Annotated in this window: 22 protein-coding genes; 9 read left to right on the top strand and 13 right to left on the bottom strand. The window is 62.8% G+C overall.

Features of this window, described 5'->3' with window-relative positions; all coding sequences use genetic code 11:
* The first annotated feature begins 51 nt into the window (after positions 1 to 51).
* The 5 genes from BM186_RS25490 (at position 52) to BM186_RS25470 (ending at position 7095) form a co-directional block, all read left to right on the top strand.
* Complete coding sequence (locus BM186_RS25490) at positions 52 to 1293, top strand: D-amino acid dehydrogenase (RefSeq protein ID WP_074919201.1); 1242 nt, start codon at positions 52 to 54, stop codon at positions 1291 to 1293.
* 35 nt (positions 1294 to 1328) lie between these two features.
* On the top strand, positions 1329 to 1688 hold the full coding sequence (locus BM186_RS25485) for a RidA family protein (RefSeq protein ID WP_072425280.1): 360 nt from the start codon (positions 1329 to 1331) through the stop codon (positions 1686 to 1688).
* An 81-nt stretch (positions 1689 to 1769) separates the two neighbouring features.
* A complete protein-coding gene (locus BM186_RS25480; protein ID WP_083431652.1) occupies positions 1770 to 2741 on the top strand; it encodes a TAXI family TRAP transporter solute-binding subunit in 972 nt (323 codons plus the stop codon).
* 172 nt (positions 2742 to 2913) lie between these two features.
* Positions 2914 to 5472 (top strand): TRAP transporter permease, encoded by a 2559-nt coding sequence (locus BM186_RS25475; RefSeq protein ID WP_074919199.1) that lies wholly within the window; start codon positions 2914 to 2916, stop codon positions 5470 to 5472.
* Between the two features lie 114 nt (positions 5473 to 5586).
* Positions 5587 to 7095, top strand: a complete 1509-nt coding sequence (locus BM186_RS25470; protein ID WP_074919197.1) for a uracil permease — start codon at positions 5587 to 5589, stop codon at positions 7093 to 7095.
* Position 7096: 1 nt separating this feature from the next.
* Here BM186_RS25470 and BM186_RS25465 read toward each other — a convergent pair whose 3' ends face one another.
* Both BM186_RS25465 and BM186_RS25460 read right to left on the bottom strand, forming a co-directional pair.
* Positions 7097 to 8737, bottom strand: a complete 1641-nt coding sequence (locus BM186_RS25465; protein ID WP_074919195.1) for a Na/Pi cotransporter family protein — start codon at positions 8735 to 8737, stop codon at positions 7097 to 7099.
* A gap of 88 nt (positions 8738 to 8825) precedes the next feature.
* Positions 8826 to 9956: a PilT/PilU family type 4a pilus ATPase gene (locus BM186_RS25460; protein WP_072425284.1), complete on the bottom strand. Its 1131-nt coding sequence runs from the start codon at positions 9954 to 9956 to the stop codon at positions 8826 to 8828.
* Between the two features lie 187 nt (positions 9957 to 10143).
* Between BM186_RS25460 and BM186_RS25455 the strand changes: the two genes are divergently transcribed.
* A complete protein-coding gene (locus BM186_RS25455) occupies positions 10144 to 10884 on the top strand; it encodes a substrate-binding periplasmic protein (RefSeq protein ID WP_074919193.1) in 741 nt (246 codons plus the stop codon).
* A 16-nt stretch (positions 10885 to 10900) separates the two neighbouring features.
* Here BM186_RS25455 and BM186_RS25450 read toward each other — a convergent pair whose 3' ends face one another.
* On the bottom strand, positions 10901 to 11806 hold the full coding sequence (locus tag BM186_RS25450) for an AEC family transporter (protein WP_074919191.1): 906 nt from the start codon (positions 11804 to 11806) through the stop codon (positions 10901 to 10903).
* 68 nt (positions 11807 to 11874) lie between these two features.
* Here BM186_RS25450 and BM186_RS25445 point away from each other — a divergent pair, with 68 nt between their 5' ends.
* Entirely contained in the window at positions 11875 to 12294 is a 420-nt protein-coding gene (locus BM186_RS25445; protein WP_074919190.1) for a GFA family protein, read from the top strand.
* 181 nt (positions 12295 to 12475) lie between these two features.
* Here BM186_RS25445 and BM186_RS25440 read toward each other — a convergent pair whose 3' ends face one another.
* From BM186_RS25440 to BM186_RS25400, 9 genes are all read right to left on the bottom strand, one after another.
* Entirely contained in the window at positions 12476 to 14431 is a 1956-nt protein-coding gene (locus BM186_RS25440) for a DUF7844 domain-containing protein (RefSeq protein WP_074919189.1), read from the bottom strand.
* Positions 14428 to 14748: a DUF2388 domain-containing protein gene (locus BM186_RS25435; RefSeq protein WP_074919188.1), complete on the bottom strand. Its 321-nt coding sequence runs from the start codon at positions 14746 to 14748 to the stop codon at positions 14428 to 14430. The genes BM186_RS25440 and BM186_RS25435 overlap by 4 nt, the downstream gene beginning before the upstream one ends.
* 145 nt (positions 14749 to 14893) lie before the next feature.
* Complete coding sequence (locus BM186_RS25430; protein WP_074919187.1) at positions 14894 to 15217, bottom strand: DUF2388 domain-containing protein; 324 nt, start codon at positions 15215 to 15217, stop codon at positions 14894 to 14896.
* An 83-nt stretch (positions 15218 to 15300) separates the two neighbouring features.
* A complete protein-coding gene (locus BM186_RS25425; protein WP_072425291.1) occupies positions 15301 to 15504 on the bottom strand; it encodes a DUF1127 domain-containing protein in 204 nt (67 codons plus the stop codon).
* Positions 15505 to 15728: 224 nt separating this feature from the next.
* Positions 15729 to 15944 carry a DUF1127 domain-containing protein gene (locus BM186_RS25420; RefSeq protein ID WP_017676107.1) on the bottom strand — a complete coding sequence of 72 codons (216 nt, stop codon included), beginning with the start codon at positions 15942 to 15944 and terminating at the stop codon, positions 15729 to 15731.
* 358 nt (positions 15945 to 16302) lie between these two features.
* Complete coding sequence (locus BM186_RS25415) at positions 16303 to 17739, bottom strand: NAD(P)(+) transhydrogenase (Re/Si-specific) subunit beta (protein WP_074919186.1); 1437 nt, start codon at positions 17737 to 17739, stop codon at positions 16303 to 16305.
* Positions 17740 to 17741: 2 nt separating this feature from the next.
* On the bottom strand, positions 17742 to 18056 hold the full coding sequence (locus BM186_RS25410; protein ID WP_072425293.1) for an NAD(P) transhydrogenase subunit alpha part 2: 315 nt from the start codon (positions 18054 to 18056) through the stop codon (positions 17742 to 17744).
* Positions 18057 to 18067: 11 nt separating this feature from the next.
* Positions 18068 to 19189, bottom strand: a complete 1122-nt coding sequence (locus BM186_RS25405) for a Re/Si-specific NAD(P)(+) transhydrogenase subunit alpha (RefSeq protein WP_072425294.1) — start codon at positions 19187 to 19189, stop codon at positions 18068 to 18070.
* A gap of 469 nt (positions 19190 to 19658) precedes the next feature.
* Positions 19659 to 20555 carry a LysR family transcriptional regulator gene (locus BM186_RS25400; RefSeq protein ID WP_072425295.1) on the bottom strand — a complete coding sequence of 299 codons (897 nt, stop codon included), beginning with the start codon at positions 20553 to 20555 and terminating at the stop codon, positions 19659 to 19661.
* A gap of 179 nt (positions 20556 to 20734) precedes the next feature.
* Between BM186_RS25400 and BM186_RS25395 the strand changes: the two genes are divergently transcribed.
* Both BM186_RS25395 and BM186_RS25390 read left to right on the top strand, forming a co-directional pair.
* Entirely contained in the window at positions 20735 to 21913 is a 1179-nt protein-coding gene (locus BM186_RS25395) for an acyl-CoA dehydrogenase (RefSeq protein ID WP_074919185.1), read from the top strand.
* Positions 21914 to 21969: 56 nt separating this feature from the next.
* On the top strand, positions 21970 to 23193 hold the full coding sequence (locus tag BM186_RS25390; protein ID WP_074919184.1) for a CaiB/BaiF CoA transferase family protein: 1224 nt from the start codon (positions 21970 to 21972) through the stop codon (positions 23191 to 23193).
* 60 nt (positions 23194 to 23253) lie between these two features.
* Here BM186_RS25390 and BM186_RS26725 read toward each other — a convergent pair.
* Positions 23254 to 23615, bottom strand: a 362-nt coding sequence (locus BM186_RS26725; RefSeq protein WP_167363353.1) for a hypothetical protein, incomplete at its 5' end; no start/stop codon positions are given.

Here is a 23615-nt window from a genome sequence, read left to right as displayed (position 1 = left end):
CTCGTTTCGGCCCTCCATACCCTGACCTCATTCAGATGCGGGGGATGGATCATGCGGGTCGCGGTTATCGGTGGTGGGGTGATAGGGCTGAGCACGGCCTACGCGCTGCTCCGTCAAGGGTATCGGGTGGATCTGATCGAGCAGCGTGAGGAAGTGGCGCTAGAGACCAGTTTCGCCAACGGTGGTCAGCTCAGTTATCGCTATGTCTCACCGTTGGCCGATGCCGGCGTGCCGCTGCAGGCGCTGTCCTGGATGCTGCAGGGTAATGCCCCGCTGCGTTTTCGCCCCAGTCTGAGCCCGCATCAGTGGCAATGGTGCCTGCGCTTTCTGCTGGCTTGCCGTCGCTCGGTGAACCAGCGCAATGGCGCCCACCTGCTGCGCCTGGCCTTGTACAGCCAGTCGGTGTTGCAGGGCTGGCGTGAGCATGAGGCGCTGGATGATTTCTCCTGGCGTGCCAATGGCAAGCTGGTGATCTACCGCAACGCTGCGAGCTGGAACAAGGCGCGCAGCGCAGTCGGTGAATCGGCGCATCAACGCCTGCTCGATGCTGATCAATGCCTTGAGCTGGAGCCCGCTCTCGAGGGGTTGGCCGGCCGATTCCAGGGCGGTGTCTTCGCGGCCGGCGACGAGGTCGGTGATTGTCATCAGTTTTGCCGACAGCTGCTGCGCAAGCTGCGCAGTAGCCCTTCGTTCCGCCTGCATGCCGGGCGGCGGGTCACTGCGATACCCCTTGAGCACGGCAGGGTCAGGGCCGTGGCGCTGCATGACGGGGAGCTGGAGGTCGATCATGTGGTGGTCGCTGCAGGTGTCGGCAGTGTGGCCTTGCTCCGCCCGCTGGGGTTGCGACTGCCGATATACCCGCTCAAGGGCTACAGCCTCACCTTGCCGCTGGCCGAGCGTGCAGCGGGCCCGGAGACCAACGTCACCGATTACGACCACAAGGTGGTCTACGCCCGCCTGGGCGAGCGCTTGCGGGTTGCTGCAATGGTCGATATCGGCAGTTGGGATGCCACGCCAGATCCTGATCGGCTGGCCGAGTTGAGGCAGCTTGCCCAGGCCAGCTTTCCTCGCGCGGGCGATTACGCGGCTGCCGAGACCTGGGCGGGAATGCGCCCGGCGACGCCAGAGGGCACGCCACTGTTGGGGGCCAGCGGCATCGGCAATCTCTGGCTGAACGTCGGCCATGGCAGCTTGGGCTTTACCCTGGCGTGCGGCAGCGCCGAGGTGCTGACGCAACTGATAGGCCAGCAACAACCGGCGATCGCTCTCGATGGTATGCAGTTGGCATCCTGAGCACACCCGAACACTCACAACAGCAGGAGTTTGCCATGTCCGTGCAACGTATTCAGACCAACGACCGCCTTTCTGGCGCGACGATCTTCTCCGATCTGGTTTTTCTCTCTGGCCAGGTGCCGAGCGACCGCAGCCAGGATGTAGCTGGGCAGACCGCCCAGGTGCTGGAAAAGATCGACGCGCTGCTTATCGAGGCGGGATCTGATCGGAGTCACATGCTCAGCGCGCAGATCTGGCTGAAAGACATCGAGAAGGATTTTGCCGCCATGAACGCGGTCTGGAGTGATTGGCTGCCAGCCGGCTGCGCGCCTGCCCGGGCCACGGTCGAGGCACGCCTGGCTTCTGCCGATGTTCTGGTCGAGATCATGGTCATTGCAGTGCGTAAGGCGGCTTGACGGCCGCAATGGTTGTACCGATGGCGCTGGTGATGACAGCCCATCCACCGTTCGAAAAAACAACAACACGAGGACGTTGATATGCAGCAGCATCGAATCATGGGTTTCCTGGCATGTGTCATGGGCAGCACCTTGCTGAGCAGTCCCCTGGTCGCTCAGGAGCGCTACGTGACCATTGGTACCGGTGGGCAGACGGGCGTTTATTACACGGCCGGACAGTCGATCTGTCGGTTCCTCAATCGCAGTGGTGCCGAGCACGGCATCAAGTGCAACGCGCCGTCTTCTGCTGGCAGCGTCAGCAACATTGCCTCGATCAAGAGCGGCGACTATGACTTCGGGTTCATTCAGTCCGATCACCAGAACAAGGCGCTCTCGGGCCAACCGCCTTTCGACCGGGATGGCGCTGTCGAAGATCTGCGCGTGGTCTTCTCCCTGCAGAGCGAGATCCTCACCGTAGTCGCCCGCGCAGACAGCGGTATCGAGACCTTCGCCGACCTCAAGGGCAAGCGCGTGAATATCGGCGTGCCGGGCTCTGGTAGCCGCGATACGTTTGATGAAGTGATCCAGGCCAACGGCTGGAGCAAGTCCGACTTCTCCCTGGCCGCTGAACTCAAGCCTGCCGAGATGGCAGCCGCGTTGGGGGACAACAACCTGGATGCCATCACCTATGTGGTCGGTCATCCAAGTGGTGCGATCCAGGAGGCCATGGCTACCGTCGAAACCCGCCTGATCCCGGTCAGCGGCCCTGATATCGACAAGCTCCTGGCGCAGGCCAGCTACTTCACCAAAGCGGACATCCCGGCGGGTGTCTATCCTGGTGTGGAGCAGCCCGTCCCGTCCATCGGCGGTAAAGCGGTGCTGGCTACTTCGGCCAAGACGGATCCCGAGGTCGTCTACCAGTTGGTCAAGTCGGTATTCGATAACCTGGAGCGCTTCAAACGCCTGCATCCGGCGTTTGCCGACCTGCAGGCAGAGGACATGATCAAAGCGGGGCTAACGGCTCCGATGCATGAAGGGGCACTACGTTTCTACAAGGAAAAAGGCTGGCTCTAGCCGGGGTGGAGAGTCTCAGGCTGGGCTCTAAACTCTTCGATAGCGGGCGCAGTTGAGCTGGTATAGGTAAACTGCGTGCTCAGAGACCCTTTCAAAGGGTCAAAAACCGAGCCCCTCCGTCAACGAGGGGCTCGCCGTTTTTATCAGAATGACAACGTAGGTGTACTACCCTATGGCCGAAAAGAAACTATCCACCGAGGAACTGATCGCCCAGGATGTCGGCGCGCGCACGCCCGTCGGCCCGATGGCCCAGGTGATCACTGGCCTGGCCTTGCTCTGGTCGCTGTTCCAGTTGTGGATCGCCTCGCCACTGCCGTTTATCTTCGGCATCGGCGTACTCAACGATACCCAGACCCGCGCCATCCACCTGGCGTTCGCCTTGCTGCTGGCGTTTCTCGCCTACCCGGCGTTCAAGCGTTCGCCGCGTGATCGCGTACCGCTGATGGATATCGCGCTAGGCCTGGTCGCCGCGGCCAGTGCTGCTTACCTATTCATTTTCTATCAGCAGTTGGCCCTGCGCCCCGGCAGCCTGACCACGGGCGACCTAGTTACCGCCTGCATCGGTATTCCCCTGCTGCTGGAAGCTACGCGCCGCGCGCTCGGCCCACCCCTGGCAATCATCGCCCTGGTGTTTCTCATCTACAGCCTGGCCGGCCCCTATATGCCGGGGATATTGGCGCACCGTGGGGTCAGCTTCAACGCGCTGGCCAACCACCAGTGGATCACCACCGAAGGCGTGTTCGGCATCGCCCTGGGCGTGTCCACCAGCTTCGTCTTCCTCTTCGTCTTGTTCGGCGCTCTGCTCGAGCGCGCCGGTGCCGGGCATTACTTCATCCAGTTGGCATTCAGCCTGCTCGGCCACTTCCGCGGCGGCCCGGCCAAGGCGGCGGTGCTGGCTTCCGGTCTGACCGGGATGATCTCCGGTTCGTCGATCGCCAACGTGGTCACCACCGGCACCTTCACCATCCCGATGATGAAGCGCACCGGGTTTTCCTCGGAGAAGGCCGGCGCGGTGGAAGTGGCCTCCTCGGTCAACGGCCAGATCATGCCGCCGGTGATGGGCGCAGCAGCCTTCCTGATGGTCGAGTACATCGGCATGCCCTATGTCGAGATCATCAAGCACGCTTTCCTGCCTGCCGCGATTTCCTACATCGCGCTGCTGTATATCGTTCATCTCGAATCGCTCAAGCTCGGCCTGCAGCCCATCGGTGGCCATCAGCCCAAGCCCTGGCTGCGCCGCCTGACCGGCTTCGCCTTCGGTGCGGCGCTGATCAGCGGTCTGTCGCTGGCGGTTTATTACGGTCTCGGCTGGCTCAAGCCGGCCCTGGGCGAGTACGCCCTGCCAGTGATTGGCGTTCTGCTCGCGGTGGTTTATCTGGCGCTGCTGAAAGTCGCCGCCAGCGTGCCAGTACTGCCGCCGGAAGACCCCAACGCACCGCTGGAAGAACTGCCACAGACCCGCGCCGTGTTGCTGTCCGGCCTGCACTTCCTGCTGCCGGTGGTGGTACTGGTCTGGTGCCTGATGATCGAGCGCCTGTCTCCCGGCCTGTCGGCCTTCTGGGGCAGCGTGATGCTGATCATCATCCTGCTCACCCAGCGTCCGCTGCTGAGCTGGATGCGCCGCGACGGCAGCCACGAGCACGGCACCTTCATCGATGGCGTGGTCGATCTGCGTGAAGGCCTGATCGCCGGTGCACGCAACATGATCGGTATCGGTATCGCCACGGCGGCAGCCGGCATCATTGTCGGTGCGGTGTCGCAGACCGGCGTTGGCCTGGTGCTGGCCGACCTGGTCGAGTTGCTGTCGATGGGCAACCTGCTGCTGATGCTGGTGCTGGTGGCGGTGTTCAGCCTGATCCTCGGCATGGGCCTGCCGACCACGGCCAACTACATCGTGGTGTCCAGTCTGCTGGCGCCGGTGGTGGTGGCGCTGGGGCAGCAGAATGGTCTGATCGTGCCGCTGATCGCGGTGCACCTGTTCGTCTTCTACTTCGGCATCATGGCCGACGTGACGCCGCCGGTGGGGCTGGCTTCGTTCGCGGCGGCGGCGGTGTCCAAGGGTGACCCGATCAAGACCGGCCTGGTGGCATTCTTCTACAGCCTGCGCACCGCCGCGTTGCCGTTCCTGTTCATCTTCAACACCGACCTGCTGCTGATCGACGTCGATTTCTGGCATGGGGTGATCATTTTCATCGTGGCGACCATTGCCATGCTGATCTTCGCCGCCGGTACTCAGGGCTTCTTCCTGGTGCGCAGTCGCCTGTACGAGAGCGCATTGCTGTTGCTGGTGGCCTTCACCCTGTTCCGCCCCGGCTTTTGGATGGACATGCTGCACGATCCCTACCAGGAGGTGCCGCCGGCCGAGCTGGCGCAGGCGCTCGATGGCGTGGAAGACGGCAGCTCGCTGCGCCTGCAGGTACTCGGGGAAAATGCCGTGGGCGATCCGCGCGAGTTCACCCTGCTGCTGCCGGTACCCGATGGTGCCTCGGGTGAGGAGCGTCTGCAGAAGCTCGGCCTGAACCTCTATGAGGAGGGCGACAAGGTGCTGGTGGATAGCGTCACCTTCGGCAGCATGGCCGCCGATGCCGGTCTCGAGTTCGACCAGCAGATTCTCAGCGTGCGGGCACCGACCGACCGCTGGATGAAGGAGTTGATGTGGATTCCGGGCTTCCTGCTGTTCGGCTTGATCGTGCTGCTGCAGCGCCGCCGTCAGGTCGCGCAGACCGCATAACCTGGCCTGGCAACTGACAACAAGGCAGCTTCGGCTGCCTTGTTCGTTTATGCCCTCGCGGCGGATTGCTAGACTCGCCGGCCTGACCACTCAGACAACAAGGACGCAGCCAGCATGTCGAAGCCGCGCGTGCATTACCCCTGGTACAAGAAGGAAGATACCGACGCCTTCTTCGCCCTGTTCCAGAACAATATTGCCAACTTCGTGATCATCGCCATCAGCATGCTGGGCATGGGCTTTCCTGCCGAAATCGTCTTCGGCCAGGTGCTGCCGGGCGCAGCGGTGGCGGTGATGGCCGGTAACTTCTACTACGCCTGGAGCGCCGCGCGCCTGGCGCGCAAGGAGAACCGCGCCGATGTCACCGCGCTGTCCTACGGCATCAGCACGCCGGTGATGTTCGTCTTCCTGTTCGGCGTGCTGCTGCCGGCAAAGAACCTTACCGGCGACGCCGAGCTGGCGTGGAAGGTGGCGGTGGCCGCGTGTTTCATCAGTGGTCTGATCGAGGCCGCCATCAGCCTGATCGGTGGCTGGGTGCAGCGCCGCCTGCCGCGCGCCGCCATGCTCGGCGCGGTGGCCGGTGTGGCACTGACCTTCATTGCTGGCGAGATGCTGTTCAAGACCCTGGAAATCCCGGTGATCGGTCTGCTGGTGCTGGCCATCACCATCGTCGGCCTGGTGGCGCGGGTAAGCATGCCGTTTCGCCTGCCGGCTTCGCTGTTCGCCATCGTCGTGGGCACGGCGCTGGCCTACCTGATCGGCGCCGCCGATAGCGGCAAGTTCAGTGATGCCTTCACCCACCTGGGTTTCTACCCGCTGTTGCCCAATCTGGCCTGGTACGAGGGCCTGGGCCTGCTGTTCACCAGCATGCTGGCGCTGATGACGGTGATCCTGCCGATCACCCTGTACAACGCCATCGAGACCATGAACAACGTCGAGGCCATGAGCGCCGCCGGTGACAGCTACAGCGTGCGCGAGTGCCAGGCCGTGGACGGTCTTGGCACCTCGCTCGGCGCGCTGTTCGGCGGTGTGTTCCCGACCACCGTGTACATCGCCACCGTGGGCTCGAAGTGGATGGGTGCCGGGCGCGGTTACAGCCTGCTCAACGGTGCGGTGTACATTCTTGCGACCATGTTCGGCCTGATCGCCTTTATCGCCGCGTTGATTCCGGTGGCGGTGGTGGCGCCGATCCTGGTGTTCGTCGGCATGTCGATGATCGCCACCGCGTTCAACAGCAACCACGCCCGTTACTACCCGGCAGTGGCGTTGGCGATGCTGCCGTATTTCGCCAACTACCTGATGACCCGTTTCAATCGGGGCGCGCCGGAGGTGGTCGAGGGCATTTCCAGTGCCATCGGCGCGCTGGGGCAGGGTGCCATGTTCAGCGCCATCCTGCTCGGTGCCATGTGCGTGGCGGTGATCGATCGTCAGTTCCGCCAGGCCACTGTCTTCGCCTTGGTGGCGGCCGGCATGGCCTTCGTTGGTCTGATGCACGCACCGAAACTGGCCTGGTACGCCGCGCCGGACTTCGTCCACGGCTATCTACTGATGGCGCTGTTCTTCGCCTGGTATGCCTGGCGCGGTGTGGAGCCGGCCGCGCCCGAGCGAGTGAGCGGCGCCGACTGAATCACTCGCCGCCCTCGAGCCTGAGCGCGCCGGTCTCCTGGCCCTCCAGCACCACATAGGCGCTGGAGCAGAACAGCGAGTTGAGGCGCTTCATGTCGGCGATCAGTTCCAGATGCAGGGAGCTGGTCTCGATGCTCTGTGGCACCTGGCGCTGCAGCCGGCCGATATGCGCGTGCGCCAGGCGCCGCTCCTGCGCCCGGAAGCGGCGCTTCTCGCGCAGCAGCTGGCTGGCGCTGGCGTGATCGGCGCTGAGGAACACGTTAAGGCCCAGGCGCAGGTTGGCTGTCAATTGCCCATGCAGGCTGGTCAGCTCCTCCAGCCCCTTCTCGGAGAAGGCTCGGCGCTGCGCAGTCTTCTCGTTCTGGATCTTGCCGAGCATGCGCTCGATCAACTCGCCAGCCTGCTCCAGGTTCACCACCAGCTCGAGCGTTTCCGCCCAGCGCCTACTTTCATGCTCACTCATCGCTTCGCGTGGAACCTGTGCCAGGTACAGCTTGACTGCCCGGCACAGGCTGGCGACATCGTCATTGAGGCTGCGCAGCGCCTTGTTCAACGCCGGCTGGTTCTGCTCCAGCACTGGCAGCAGGTGGCCGAGCATGGCCTCGATCTTGTCGCCCACGCGCAGGGTTTCGCGCACGGCGTTGGCCAACGCCAGGCTCGGTGTGGTCAGCGCCGTCGGGTCGAGGTGGCGTGGGAGGGCGATGCCGCTGTCATCGGCACGGTCCGGTAGCAACCAGTTGCAGAAGCGCGCCATCAGCCCGACGCTGGGCAACATCAGCACGGCGCGCAGGCTGTTGTAGAGCAGGTGGAAAAAGATCACCAGCTCCGCCGGGCGCCAATTCAGGCTGTCCAGCCAGTCGGCCAATGGCTGCAGCACCGGCAGCACCAGCAACAGTCCGATCAGCTTGTAGATCAGGCTGCCCAGCGCCACACGCCGCCCGGCAGGGTTCTGCAGGCTGCTGGTGAGAAAGGCCAGCAGACCGCTGCCGATGTTGGCACCGATCACCAGGCCGATGGCCACCGGCAGGCTGATCAGCCCGGCACCGGCCAGGGTTGCGGTGAGCAGCACGGCGGCCAGGCTGGAATAGGTGAGCAGGGCGAACAACGCACCGACCAGCGCGTCGAGCAGCAGATCGCCAGTCAATGACGCGAACAGCACGCGAATGCCACGCGCCTCGGTGATTGGCGTGGCGGCGGCAACGATCAACTCCAACGCCAGCAGCATCAGCCCGAGGCCGATGGCCACGCGGCCGAGTTGTCCTGCTCGGGTCTGCCGCCGCGAGAGAAAGAAGATCACCCCGAGAAAGATCAGCAGCGGGCTGAGCCAACTGAGGTTGAGCGTCAGCACGCGTGCCATCAGCGCCGTGCCGACGTCGGCGCCGAGCATGATCGCCAGGCCCGGCGCCAACGCCATCAAGCCCTGGGCAACGAAGGAGGTGACCAGCAAGGCCGTGGCGTTGCTGCTCTGCACCAGCGCCGTGACGCCGATGCCGGCGACGAACGCCAGCGGTCGGCGGCCGATGTTGTGGCTGAGCACCTTGCGCAACTGCGAGCCGAACACGCGCAGGATGCCGGTACGTACGATGTGTGTGCCCCAGACCAACAGGGCAATGGCTGACAGCAAATGCAGCAGGGTCAGCATGAATCGGCCCCCCTGAAAGACGGCCGATGAGGAATTATGGTTTCGGCCTGTATAGATGAGCATCGGCCGAAATCGCTGATAAAGCCAGTCAACCGTCGCGCAGCACCTTGAGTTCGGCGTCGTCGGCGGAGAAACCGCGCTCGAGTTTGAACTTGAGGCTGAGATCGGTCCGCGAGTCGGCGAACTTGAGCGCTTCGGTCAGACTGATACGGCCGGCTTCGAGCAGGGCGAACAGGTGCTGGTCGAAGGTTTGCAGACCCTGCTCGGCGGCTCGTGCGATGGCCTCGCGCAGCTCGTCCAGTTCGTCGCGCTGGATCAGGTCGCGGATATAGGGCGTGCCCAGCATCAGCTCCACCGCCACCACGCGTTTTTGCGCGATGCCCGGTACCAGGCGCTGGCCGATCACCGCGAGCAGGTTGTGCGCCACGTCGGCCAGCACCTGCTTGCGGGCGTCGTCGGGAAAGAAGCGGGCGATACGCTCGATGGCGTGGCTGCTGCTGGTGGCATGCAGCGTGGCCACGCACAGATGGCCGGTTTCGGCGTAATGCAGCGCGTGCTGCATGGTCGCGGCGTCGCGGATCTCACCGAGCATGATCACGTCCGGTGCCTCGCGCAGCACGTTGCGCAGGGCGTCATCGAAACTGTGGGTATCGAGGCCGACTTCACGCTGGTCGATGATCGAGCGCTGGTGGCTGTGGAGAAATTCAATGGGGTCTTCGATGCAGACGATATGCCCGCTCTTGTGGCGATTGCGGAAATCCAGCATCGCCGCCAGGGTGGTGGACTTGCCCGAACCGGCTGCGCCGGTGACCAGGATCAGCCCGCGATCCTGCATGGCCAGCTTTTCCAGCATTTTTGGCAGGCCGAGCGCCTCGAAGCTGGGAATCTGGCTCTTGATCAGGCGCACCACCATGGCCACTTCGCCGCGCTGGTAGTAGAGGTTGACCCGATAACGTCCGGCGCCCTGCAGGCTGACCGCCAGATTCATCTCCAGATCGCGCTCGAACTCGGCAACCTGCTTCTGCGTCATCAGTTGATAGGCCAGCTGTTGCACCTCGCCGGCCTTCATGACGCGCTGGCCCACCGGCTGGCTGTGTCCTTCCACTTTCATGTGCGGCGGTGCGCCGACGCTGAAGAACAGGTCCGAGCCGCCGTGCTGGTGGATCAGCTGCAGATAGGGGAAAACGTCAGGCTGATCGTTTGCGTTGGTGTCATTCATCGGCTTGCCGCATCTCGTTCGTGTTGCGACAAGAATAGACGGCGTCCTGCCCAGCCCGTTGCTTCGTATCAAGAGAACAGCATGAATTGTCGCCCTATAGCCTGGTTGCACTGGACAGCCGTGCTTGTGAGAGCAAGAGTCAATGATCAGGGCAGCAAGGCGATTGCGCGCCAGTGACTGGAGATCGATGGTGGGATTATGGGGGGCGGCTCTGCTGAGTCTGCTGTTGTGCGTCTCGGTGCGAGCTGAGGTGCTGCACCTGGCTACGGGCGATGACTATGCGCCATTCACCGGCAAGGCATTGCCTGGTCAGGGCATGCTCACCCAGGTGGTGCGGGCGGCGCTGGCTGAACAGGGTTCGGCAATCACGCTCGACTGGCTACCCTGGAACCGCGGTTACCTGAAAGCCAAGCGCGTTGAGTACGACGCCACCTTTCCCTACGTCCGTTCTGCCGAGCGCGAGGCGGAGTTTCTCTACTCGGCGCCCATTTATGTGGCGGAACAATACATCTTCAGCCGGGCCGGTGATCACATCGAACTCGATGATCTGCCTGCCATGATCGGCTGGCGGCTCTGCTATCCGTTGGGCTGGCAGCCGCCGGTGGCGATCCAGCAAATGGTCGAGCAGGGCATACTGCGCCGTCATTCTCCACTGGGTCTGCAGGAATGCGCACGGCTGCTGCTGCTCGAGCGTGACGACCTGTTCATTGCCGACCGTAACCTGGGGGACAGTGCTTTGCAGAGCGCTGGCGCTGATCTGGCGCAGTTTCACCGGTCACGAGTGCCGTTTCAGAGCAGTACGCTGCACTTCATCGTCTCGCGGCAGCACCCGCGTGCTACCGAGTTGATCGAGCGTTTCAATCGTGGGCTCGAGGCGCTCAAGGCACGCGGCGAATATCAGCGGCTGATCGAGAGCTACGTGGAGTAGCGTCCGTGCTGGCCAATCAGGCCAGCAACATCATGATCGCCACCAGGCTGCCGGCCGCCAGCAGCGTCTGCAGGGTGATGATGCCGGCCATCAGCTGGCTGTCGCCGCCGAGCTGGCGGGTCAGTACATAGGCGGTGGGCGCCGTGGGCAGGGCGAAGAACAGCACCAGCACCGCGCTCTCCATGGCCGGCAGGGCCAGCACCCAGGCCACGCCCCAGGCCAGCAGCGGCATCGCCAGCAGACGCAGCGCACTGTTCCAGCCCAATGCGGGAATTTCCCCGCCCAGCTGTTCCGGCTTGAGCGCCGCGCCAACGCAGAGCAGGCCCAGCGGCAGGCTGGCGGCGGCGAGCAGGCTGAGCAGGCGATCCGTGCCGCCCGGCAAGCCGATGCCCGTGAGGTTGAACAACGCGCCGCCGACGCAGGCGAGGATCAGCGGATTCTTGATGATCGGCAGCAGCAGGCTGCGCGCGCTGACGCCACGTTCGGCGGTCAGCGACCACACCGACAGCACGTTCACCGTCGGCACCATCAGGGCCAGCATCAGCGCGGCGAGGGTCAGGCCTTCCTGACCGAACAGGCTGCCGACCGCGGCCAGGCCCAGGTAGGTGTTGAAGCGCAGGATGCCCTGAGTGAAGGCGCCAAAACGTCCAGCGGGCCAGCCGCGCAGGCGCCGTACCAGCAGCAGCGCCAGCCAGGCGATGCCCAGGCCGAGCAGCACGGCCAGCGCCAGGCGCGGCAACGCCGGATTGTTCAGCGGCGCTCGGGCCAGGCTGGAGAACAGCAGGGCAGGGAACAGAATGAAGTAATTAAGGCGCTCGGCACCTGGCCAGAAAGCCTCGCTGGGGAACTCGCGCAGGCGCAGCCAGTAGCCGGCGACTATCATGGCGAACAGCGGCCACAAGGCCAGCAACAGGTCTATCACGGGAACCCCCGGTGGTGGTAAGCGCCTATCTTGGTCAGCGGCGCGGGGCAATGCAAGGCGGAGGCAGGATGAAGGTCGAACATCAGGGCGGCTGCCAGTGTGGAGCACTGCGCTATCGGATCGATGCGCCGCTGACGGACATCGCGCACTGCCATTGCTCGATCTGTCGGCGCAGCAGTGGCGGCATCCTCACCACCTGGGTCACGGTGCCGCGCCAGGCATTTCACTGGCTGCGCGGTACGCCGAAGGCTTTCGCCTCATCAGCCAGCTGTACACGCTATTTCTGTGCGGACTGCGGTGCACATCTGGCGCTGTTCACTTCGCTCAGCCCGGATACGCTGGATGTAACCGTGGCCACGCTGGACGCGCCGGAGCAAGCCCCGGCGGATCGGCATATCTGGGCAGGCAGCCGCCTGCCCTGGTTGACGGTCGATCCGCAATTGCCGGAAGAAAACGAAGAGATCATTCCCATGGGCCTCGATTCGTAGCCGGATGCAAACCGGGAAGCTGGGTGCGACTGTGTAGGAGCGGCGCCCCGCCGCGAATCGTGGCGCGGCAGGCTCGAAAAGCGTCGCCTCAAGGCGGGGCTCCTACGCAAGGCTGCTTCGGAGCTGATCGATACAGTGGCCATCGCCCCGGATTGCATCCGGGCTACCCCGGCTCTGGAAACTAGGGCAGCTCCAGCCCGCCACTGGCCTTGTGCAGGGCGCGCAGGTGTTCGCCCAATGCCACCAGGTTGGCCTCGTTGGCCTCCAGTTCAGCCAGGCGCTCGGGTTGCAGCAGGTTGCGCACTTCGCCATCGAGCTCGTCGCTGAGCTGGCGCAGTTGCTGCTGACGCTCGCGGCTGCTGATTTCGAGGCGCTCCCACTCCTTCTGTTGCGGCAAGCCGTAACCGCCTTCGAGCAGTTCGGCCGGACGGCTGAGGAAGCCGCTGTTGGCCAGGATCTGTTCAAGCGCGGCACCGGCCTTGTTCAGGCTCGGATCACCGGCGGCGCGGCCGGTCAGGTAGCGGCGCTTGAGTTCGTCCTGAGCCAGCAGCAACTGCCTGCGCAGCGCGGCTTGCTCCAGCAGCAAGAGGGCGGCGCTGGCGCGCAGGTCGGCTTTGGCGAACCAGTTGCGTCGCGTTTCGGCAGGTTGTTCCAGCCAGGTTTCAACGCTGTCTTGAGTGATCGGCAGGCGTTCGCGCAGGACGCGGAACATGGCTTGGTAACGCTCGCGGAAGGAGTCGAAGCGATAGCCCAGGCGCAGCGCCTCGCGCGGATCGTCGAGCACTGTGGTGTCGGCCAGCCCGCGTGCATCCATCAGTTCCAGCAGGCCGTTGGGCAGGATGCTGTCGAGGGCATGCAGGCGCGGATTTCCGGTACCGCTGCGTAGCAGCTTGAGGGTTTCCACCGCACAGTTGTTGGAGACGAAGTAGTAGTCACCGTCATAGCTCCAGTGCTGTTCGGCAGCGCGGACCACCAGTTGTTCGACCTCGTCGCGCGACAGGCGCAGCGGTACCGAGGCCAGGCTGCGCAGCTCGACCTTAGTGTATTCATCAATCACCTGCTCCAGCGGCAGCACGAACAGGCGCGAGGGGTAGACGCCGGTCAGGCCATCCCAGCTCGACAGTTGCAGGTCGCCGACGAAGGCGCGGTAGGACAGCACCAGGTGGTGGTCGAGATCCAGGCGGCAGTCCGGGCCACGCGGCCGGCCCGGTGCGCAGACCACCAGGCGCAGCATGCTGTGACCCCAGCGGCTCATCCAGGCATCGTTGGCTTCAGCGAGCAGGTAGTCGACTTCATACACGCGCTCAGGATCAAGCCGCCTCAGTGGCTGCAAGGCGAAGTCGCGCCCGGCATTGAGGTAGGGATAGTCGTTGCTGCAATTCTCGCTAGGCGGCGTCCAGTCGAAGTGCTCACGGAAATAGCGCGCCAGCGAAGGGCGGCGGCAGGCATAGCTGGGGTCGAGCAGAAAGTATTCGAGGTTGACCGCGACGAACTCCAGCGCATTGGTCAGCTCATAGCTGTCCGGGCTGCGTGCGACCTGGCCGTTGTCCAGATCGCGCGCGCCTCGCCGGCCGACACGTTGCGGCCAGCCAGCCAGATCGAGCAGGCGCGGGTCGTCGCTGAGGGTGAAGCGGCGCTCGGTCAGGCCACGACAATCCTCCGGCAGTCCAACCGGGCCCATGGAGCTGACGCGCTGTCGGCATTGGCTGATGTGGCGGCGCTCGGCCGCAGACCAGAGGCGGGCGCGGTCGTAGAGGTGGGTCAGTTCATGCAGCAGGGTGGCCAGCAGTTCCTGGCGCTGGGTGCCGTGCGGGCGACCGGTACGATTTTCTGCCGCCGAGCCGTCGACCAGCTTCGGCAGTAGCTCGGCGTTAAGCTCGATGCCGCTGAAGCGACCGACCTGGCCATAGATCTCCGAGGGCAGTCCGGTACGCCAGCTGACTCTCACTTCTCGGTCCAGTTGCTGGACGAAGCGCGTGGGCAATGCGGCCATCGCCTCGTCCAACAGGGCCTGGCTCGCCTGGCGTTCGGTTGCGCCTAGAGCGCTGTCGTCCAGCGTCAGACGCAGCTGCGCCTGGGCGAAGCCTGCGGCCATCGCCAGCAGCGCGCCGCAGCACCAGGCGGCGAGGTGGGTCACAGCGCGAGAATGGCTTCGGCCAGTTGCAGATCGCTGGCAGCCTGCGCTTGCGGCAACTGCTGGCGGATGGCCTGCAGCGCAGCTTCCAGTTGCGCGCCGCGAATTTCGCCGGCACTGGCGACGAAGCTGGCGGCATCGTCACGAGCTTGCACCACGGCTTTCATATCGCGCAGCGAGGTGGTGGTATCGGAGGTGAAGTTGATACTGCGATCCAGGGCGCGCACCACGATGTTGCTGGTGGCGACCACGGTTTGCGCCTGAGCGATACCGCTGAACAGGGCGCAGGCGGCGACGGCGATGACGAATGAACGACGCATGATAAGAAGCTCCGAGAACTGCAGAACGGACGATTTGACGTGGACAGGCCGGCGCGGTTCCCCGCGACCAGGCAGGTTGGTGAAGTTTACGGGGCCATGCAGCGTCGGTCAGCAGCGAGCTTATCGATAGACGTGTGTAAAGTTTTCACAGGCTGAGGACGGCCTGAGCCAGAGCCAGGTCATCCGCCGTCGCCAGCGCGGCGTCATGACGGCGAATGTGCGCCAGGGCCGCTTCGAGCCGTGCGCTGCGGATTGCGCCGGCGCTGGCGACGAAACTGGCGGCGTCATCGCGGGCCGCGCGCAGCTGTTTCATGTCGCGCAACGAGCTGGTCGCGTCCGAGGTTCCCTCGGCAGTGCCGGCCAGGGCGCTTCCCAGGGTATCGGTCGTCGCGACCAGGCTGCTGGCGCAGGCGGTGCATGCCAACCCTAATGAAAGGAGCGCTGCAATCAGGGATTTCTTCAGGTGCATATGGGGTAACTCCGGTAGGGCGGGGCGCTGTTCTGCCCGCATCCGCAGCTTAGCCCAACGGCATTCCCAGCTCCATTACTGGCTCAGCGCCAGAAGGGCTTGGCCAGTTCCTGCTCACGCTGAGCTGTGCTGATGCCGGCGTCAGCCAGTTGTTGCTCATTGAGCAAAGCAAGCTGCCGACGAGTACGACGGTTGCGTTGCCAATGACGCAGTGTCGAGTAGAGGCTGAGCCATTGCAGGGACTTGCCGTGTGCAAGTTGCGAGAGTGGTTCGTGAGTGCGGTCCATGGCGTTCTCCTGTCGAGAGACAAGGGTGGCAGCTCATGTTCTCGCAAGCGCTCTTGGGCGAGCAGATACAACCGGGGGGAATTGTGCGGGGGCAGTGGCGGTTTTATGGCAACTGTACTGCTCGCTCGGGCGATGACTGTTGCAGATAAAACGAAAGCCCCACCGCAGCAGAGACGGTGGAGCTCTCAGAAGATCCCAACTAGGGATGGAGCAAAGCGGGGGTGTTAACGCCAGAACGGCTTCTGCAGTTCGACGTAACGCTGATTTTCGCTAATGCCGGCGTCAGCGAGCAGACGGGCATCCAGTCGAGCCAGTTGACGACGGCTGACGATGCGGCGCTGCCACAGGCTGAGGGTGGCGATAACGCGGAGCAGCCAGGCCGATTTGTCGCTGGCAACGCTGTGAGTTTGAAGCAGGGCGGAACTGAGGGTACGTTCCATGGTGGTCATCCTTCCGCTTGTGGCGGCGCTGGTGTTTACTTTCGATGGGCAAATTATCCCGAGCACGGTGGTGGCTCAGTAGTCACAGCTGGATGAAATTGTTGTGCTATTAGATAGGTTGCTTTGTAACTGTTCGGTCAGGAATCGGTATTACTGTACTGGTCATAAGTGAAAAGACTGGGTGCAACCTGTTTTTACGAGATTTTTAACTGGGTGCAACCCAAAAATATTGGTCTTTCAAACAGTACAGTTTGAAATTGATTCGCCGCGATGCTTGACCTGAAAATCAGCTTTTTTGCTGATTACATAAGCAGGAAACCCGGCACATGGCCGGGTTTCCTGTCTGACCGGTCAGGGCCTATTCCACGGCCTTGACCATGTCCTCGATCACCTTCTTGGCATCGCCGAAGACCATCATGGTCTTGTCCATGTAGAACAGTTCGTTGTCCAGGCCGGCGTAGCCGCTGGCCATCGAGCGCTTGTTGACGATCACGGTCTTGGCCTTGTAGGCCTCGAGGATCGGCATGCCGGCGATCGGCGACTTCGGATCGTTCTTCGCCGCCGGGTTGACCACATCGTTGGCGCCGAGCACCAGTACCACGTCGGTCTGGCCGAACTCGGAGTTGATGTCCTCCATCTCGAACACCTGCTCGTACGGCACCTCGGCCTCGGCCAGCAGCACGTTCATGTGGCCAGGCATGCGCCCGGCAACCGGGTGGATCGCGTACTTCACGGTCACGCCGCGGTGGGTCAGCTTCTCGGCCAGCTCCATCAGTGCATGCTGGGCACGCGCCACGGCCAGACCGTAACCGGGCACGATGACCACGGTGTCGGCGTTGGTCAGCAGGAAGGCGGCGTCGTCGCTTGATCCCGACTTCACGCTGCGTTGCTCCTGGCTGCCGCTGGCTGCGCCGGCATCTGCATCGGCGCCGAAGCCACCGAGGATGACGTTGAAGAACGAACGGTTCATCGCCTTGCACATGATGTACGAGAGGATGGCGCCCGAAGAGCCGACCAGGGAGCCGGCGACGATCAGCATCGAGTTGTTAAGCGAGAAGCCGATACCGGCCGCCGCCCAGCCCGAGTAGCTGTTGAGCATCGACACCACCACCGGCATGTCGGCGCCGCCGATAGGGATGATGATCAGCACGCCGATGACGAACGCCAGCGCCACCAGGATGGCGAACGAGGTGATGTCGCCGGTGAAGGTGTAGACCAGGCCGAGGCCAAGAATGGCCAGCCCGACGGCCAGGTTGAGCAAGTGCTGGCCTTTGAAGACCACCGGCGCGCCCTGGAACAGGCGGAACTTGTACTTGCCCGACAGTTTGCCGAAGGCGATCACCGACCCGGAGAAGGTGATGGCGCCGATGGCTGCACCGAGGAACAGTTCCAGGCGGTTGCCGGCCGGGATCGGGTCGGCCATGCCGGCGACGATGCCCAGAGACTGCGGTTCGGCCACCGCGGCAATGGCGATACATACCGCTGCCAGACCGATCATGCTGTGCATGAAGGCGACCAGCTCAGGCATCTTGGTCATTTCCACGCGCTTGGCCATGACCGTGCCGATGCTGCCGCCGAGCATCAGGCCAGCGATGACGAAGCCCAGGCCCTGTAGGGCCAGTTCGCTGCCCAGCTTGTGGATCAGGCCGACCGTGGTGACGATGGCGATGCCCATGCCGACCATGCCGAAGACATTGCCGCGTCGTGACGAAGTCGGGTGCGACAGGCCCTTGAGCGCCTGGATGAAGCACACCGAGGCGACGAGGTAGAGAACAGTGATCAGGTTCATGCTCATGGTCAGTGCTTCTCCGCCTGCGCTTTCGGCGCCTTCTTCTTGAACATTTCCAGCATGCGCCGGGTTACCAGGAAGCCGCCGAACACGTTGACCGCAGCGAGGGCCACGGCCAGGGTGCCCATGGTCTTGCCCAGCGGAGTGACGGTAAGCGCGGCAGCCAGCATGGCGCCGACGATCACGATCGCCGAGATGGCGTTGGTCACGGCCATCAGCGGGGTATGCAGGGCCGGGGTGACGTTCCACACCACGTGGTAGCCGATATAGATGGCCAGCACGAAGATGATCAGGTTGTAGATGCCGTCGGAAATCAGATCCATGTCCCTACTCCTTAGCCGTTCTTGCGCACGACTTCGCCGGCATTGCACATCAGGCAGGCCGCGACGATGTCGTCTTCGAGGTTGAGCTGGAACTGGCCTTCCTTGTCGATCACCAGCTTGAGGAAGTCCAGCAGGTTGCGTGCGTACAGGGCGGAGGCATCCGCCGGTACCAGTGCGGCCAGATTGGTGTGGCCGACCAGGGTCACGCCGTGCTTGACCACTACCTTGTCGGCTTCGGTCAGTGGGCAGTTGCCGCCTTGCGCAGCTGCAAGGTCGATCACTACGGAGCCAGGCTTCATCTCGGTGACGGTGGCTTCGTGCAGCAAGGTCGGTGCCTTACGGCCCGGAATCAGCGCAGTGGTGATGACGATATCGGCCTGCTTGGCGCGCTCGTGCACGGCCTTGGCCTGACGTTCCATCCAGGACTGCGGCATCGGTCGGGCATAGCCGCCCACGCCTTGGGCGCATTCACGCTCTTCGTCGGTCTCGAAAGGCACGTCGACGAACTTGGCGCCGAGAGACTCGATCTGCTCTTTGACTGCAGGGCGCACGTCGGAGGCCTCGATCACCGCGCCCAGGCGCTTGGCCGTGGCGATGGCCTGCAGACCGGCAACACCGGCACCGAGAATCAAAATACGCGCGGCCTTAACGGTACCGGCAGCAGTCATCAGCATCGGCATGAAGCGTGGATAGTGATGGGCTGCCAGCAGCACGGCCTTGTAGCCGGCGATATTGGCCTGCGAGCTCAGTACGTCCAGGCTTTGCGCGCGGGAGGTGCGCGGTGCGGCCTCCAAGGCGAAGGCAGTGACACCGCGAGCATTCATGCGCGCGATGGTCTCGTTGCAGAACGGGTTGAGCATGCCAACCAACACGGCTCCGGCTCTCATATGAGCGAGCTCGGCGTCGGTCGGTGCGACCACCTTGAGCACGAGGTCTGCGCCAAACGCGGCAGAGTCATTGCCAATGGTCGCGCCAGCAGCTTCATAAGCGCTGTCTGGAATGCTGGCGCTGATGCCGGCGCCGGCCTGGACGGTCACCTGATGACCTTGGCCGACCAGCTTCTTGATGGTCTCTGGGGTCGCGGCAACCCGCGTCTCCCCGGCATGGGTTTCGAGAGGAACACCGATGTGCACTTCTAATCTCCTGCGTGATCTTTTTTGTGAACCGGAGCACTGCGCTGGCGCGCCGGCGATTGGGGATCAGCACATAACCCGCCGGAAGGTGGCGAGCGCGGCGATTGTGCAATCGAACGCAAACCCTTACAAGAAGTTATGGAGTAAAAAAAATGCATTACTACAAGTAATGGGTCTATGAGGGATTTTTATACTGTGTGCAGGCCGCGTAGATTCGGGCTGACAGCAGATTCTGCGCAGCTTGCAGGGCAGTATAGGCAGTCACGCGCTGGATGACCGCTGGTCGAATCGGGAGGAGTGTGGAGAGTAACGAACAACCCGTTCAGAATAGTGCTATAGCCCGAAAGCAGTGGCTGTTGTGCACTTTTTCTGGGAAGACATATGTAGTGTGACCGCTTGCTCGCTACGGGTTCTGTCCCTGGGCGTAGCTACGCGCTGCGGGCTAAAAGCGATCTTGCTCCGGCGATGATCATGCGCCTCGGTAGGCATCGGCCTGCTCCAGGAGCCAGTCTCGAAAGGCCTTCAGAGCCGCTGACTCGGCCTTGCGTTCCGGCACCATCAGATAATAGGCGCGGTCGTTGTTTGGTAAGGCGCGGTCGAGGGCAATCACCAGGCTGCCCTCTTCCAGTTCGCGCTGGATCAGAAAGGGTGGGATCAGAGCGATGCCCATTTCATGTTGAGCGGCCTGCGCCAGCATGGAAAACAGTTCAAGTCGCGGGCCTGTCATGTCGCGGGCCACATTCATGCCTTGGGCGGCGAACCATTGCCGCCAGGCATAGGGGCGTGTGGTCTGCTGCAGCAGCGGCAAGTTGGCGATGCGTTCGGCGTCGACTGGGGTATCGCCCAGCAGCGCCGGGCTGCACACCGGCAGCAGGTGCTCATGCATCAGGAAATGGGCTTCGGTGCCCGACCATTCGGCGTCACCGAAATAGATGGCGGCATCGAAGTGAGTGTCGGCGAACAGGAAGGGGCGGGTACGGTTGGTCAGGTGCACCGTCACCTCCGGGTGCAGCTGCTGAAAGGCACGTAAACGCGGCAGAAGCCACTGCGTGCCAAAGGTCGGTACCACTGCCAGTTCTATGCTGGTGGTGCCCTGGTTGCCCATCAGTGCCAGGGTGTCGCGCTCCACTGCATCGAGCTGCGCTGACACCTTGCGGCTGTAGGCGACGCCCGCTTCGGTCAGCACCACGCCGCGCCGGGAGCGGCGAAACAGTTCGACATTGAGAAAGCTCTCCAGCCCGCCGATTTGCCTGCAGATCGCGCTTTGCGTCAGGTTCAGCTCGTCGGCGGCCTTGGTGAAGCTTTGGTGGCGAGCGGCGGATTCGAAGGCGACCAGGGCAGCGGTGCTGGGTATCTTGCGACGCATGTATGCAAAAGCCTCACTCGTAAGCAATAGATTTAGATGAATAAGCTATCTCGGAGTGAGAAAAAAGCACAGGTCTGTGCAAATTCTGCGTTTGTCCTCTGCTCAAGGTCGGCCTAGGATCAAAGCCATTCAGGGGCGGCTGGCCGCCCGCTCACTTCCCCGCTTCGAGGTTTCTCGCAATGGCCAAGGCAAGCTTCAACTGGATCGACCCACTGCTGCTCGATCAGCAACTGACCGAAGAAGAGCGCATGGTGCGTGATAGCGCCCAGCAGTTCGCTGACGACAAGCTGGCGCCCCGGGTGCTGGAAGCCTTCCGTCATGAGCAGACCGATCCGAAGATCTTCCGCGAAATGGGCGAAACCGGCCTGCTCGGTGCGACCATTCCTGAAGCCTACGGTGGCAGCGGTCTGAACTATGTGTGCTACGGTCTGATTGCGCGTGAAGTGGAGCGTATCGACTCCGGCTACCGCTCGATGATGAGCGTGCAGTCCTCGCTGGTGATGGTGCCGATCAACGAGTTCGGTAATGAAGCGACCAAGCAGAAGTATCTGCCCAAGCTTGCAAGTGGCGAGTATATCGGTTGCTTCGGCCTGACCGAGCCAAACCACGGCTCCGATCCCGGCTCCATGGCCACGCGTGCCAAGAAGGTCGACGGCGGCTACCGCCTGACCGGTAGCAAGATGTGGATCACCAACAGTCCGATCGCCGATGTCTTCGTGGTCTGGGCCAAGGACGATGCTGGCGAGATTCGCGGCTTCGTTCTGGAGAAAGGCTGGGAAGGTCTCTCCGCTCCCGCGATTCATGGCAAGGTCGGTCTGCGCGCCTCGATCACCGGCGAGATCGTCATGGACAACGTGTTCTGTCCCGAAGAGAACGCCTTCCCGGATGTACGCGGCCTGCGCGGCCCGTTCACCTGCCTGAACTCCGCCCGTTACGGTATCAGTTGGGGTGCCCTGGGCGCCGCCGAGTTCTGCTGGCACACCGCGCGCCAGTACGTGCTCGATCGCCACCAGTTCGGCCGGCCGCTGGCCGCCAATCAGTTGATCCAGAAGAAACTGGCCGACATGCAGACCGAGATCACCTTGGCGCTGCAAGGCTGCCTGCGCTTGGGGCGGATGAAGGACGAAGGCACGGCAGCGGTGGAAATCACCTCCATCATGAAGCGCAACAGTTGCGGCAAGGCCCTGGATATCGCCCGCATGGCCCGCGACATGCTGGGCGGCAATGGCATCAGCGACGAGTTCGGCATCGCCCGCCATCTGGTCAACCTTGAGGTGGTCAATACCTATGAGGGCACGCATGACGTGCACGCGCTGATCCTCGGGCGCGCGCAGACCGGCATTCAGGCGTTCTTCTAAAGGCTCACGCCTCTCACTGATCCATGGTGCGCGTGGCGCACCCAACGGAGAAGCTCATGTCCGGTGCACTGTCCCATATCCGCGTGCTTGATCTATCTCGCGTGCTGGCCGGCCCTTGGGCCGGACAAATATTCGGTGACCTCGGTGCTGAGGTGATCAAAGTCGAGCGTCCGGGCTCGGGCGACGACACCCGGCATTGGGGGCCTCCTTATATAAAGGATGCTAAGGGTAATGACTCGCGTGAGGCGGCCTACTTTCAGAGTGCCAACCGCAACAAGCAGTCGCTTACCCTGGACTTCACCCAGCCCGAAGGACAGCGCCTGGTGCGCGAGCTGGTGGCGCAGTGCGATGTGTTGCTGGAGAACTTCAAGGTTGGCGGCCTGGCAGCCTATGGCCTGGATTACGAATCACTGAAGGCGATCAACCCGCGTCTGATCTACTGCTCCATCACCGGCTTCGGTCAAAGCGGCCCCTATGCCAAGCGTGCCGGTTACGACTTCATGATTCAGGGCCTCGGTGGGCTGATGAGTCTGACCGGCCGTGAGGAGGGTGAAGAGGGCGCCGGGCCGATGAAGGTGGGGGTGGCGCTGACCGATATCCTCACCGGGCTCTATGCAACCGTAGGCGTGCTGGCTGCGCTAAATCAGCGTGAGCAATCCGGGCTCGGTCAGCATATAGATGTGGCATTGCTCGATGTGCAGGTTGCCTGTCTGGCTAATCAGGCCATGAACTACCTGGCGACAGGCGTATCACCCAAGCGTCTGGGTAACGCTCATCCCAACATCGTGCCCTACCAGGATTTCCCCAGTGCCGATGGCAACTTCATCCTTGCGGTGGGTAACGATGGGCAGTTCCGTAAGTTCTGCGAAGTGGCGGGTATTGCGAACCTTGCCGATGATCCGCGCTTTGTCACTAACAAGGCCCGGGTTGCCCATCGTGCCGAGCTGATACCGCTGTTGCGTCAGGCCACGGTATTCAAGACCACTGCGCAGTGGATCGAGCTGCTGGAAAAGGCCGGCGTGCCCTGTGGGCCGATCAACGATCTGCAGCAGGTGTTCGCCGACCCTCAGGTACAGGCGCGAGGTTTGCGTCTCGACCTGCCTAATGCCCTGGGTAGCAGTACGCCGCAGGTCGCCAGTCCGCTGCGCCTGTCTGCGACGCCAGTGGCCTATCGTTCGGCTCCGCCACTGCTGGGCCAGCACACCGATGCCCTGCTGCAGAAATTGCTTGGTATGAGTGAAACGCAGATTGCCGAGCTGCGCGAGGCAGGGGTGATCTGAGCCTCTATATATAGAGGTGGGGGGTGATCCGATTTACGCAATTATTTGCATGTCAGGGGTTTACAGCTCGCCGTGCTCATGTAGAATGCGCGCCACTTCAGCGATGAAGCGCTTCAAAAACTGCTTGTTAATCAATAAGTTAAGTTGAGTGAAGGGCTTGCAAAGCTGGATCTGGCGTGTAGAATGCGCGCTGGTCGACGGGGTGGTGGTTTGATCCTGTTGAAGTTTCGGTCGAATGGATCGAAAGCGGTTTGAAAGAGGTGGTTGACAGCGGTTTTGAACGCTGTAGAATGCGCCTCCCGCTGGAGAGAAGAAGTTCTGATCGAAGGCGCAAGTGGTTGAGTAGAAAGAAGTTTCTCCGGAAACAAAATCGAAAAACAGCTTGACAGGTAGAGAGGCTGCTGTAGAATGCGCGCCTCGGT

This window comes from Ectopseudomonas toyotomiensis (assembly GCF_900115695.1).
Taxonomy (GTDB): domain Bacteria; phylum Pseudomonadota; class Gammaproteobacteria; order Pseudomonadales; family Pseudomonadaceae; genus Aquipseudomonas; species Aquipseudomonas toyotomiensis.
Note: the sequence above shows the minus strand (reverse complement) of the source record. Positions and strands in the feature narration are given on the sequence as shown.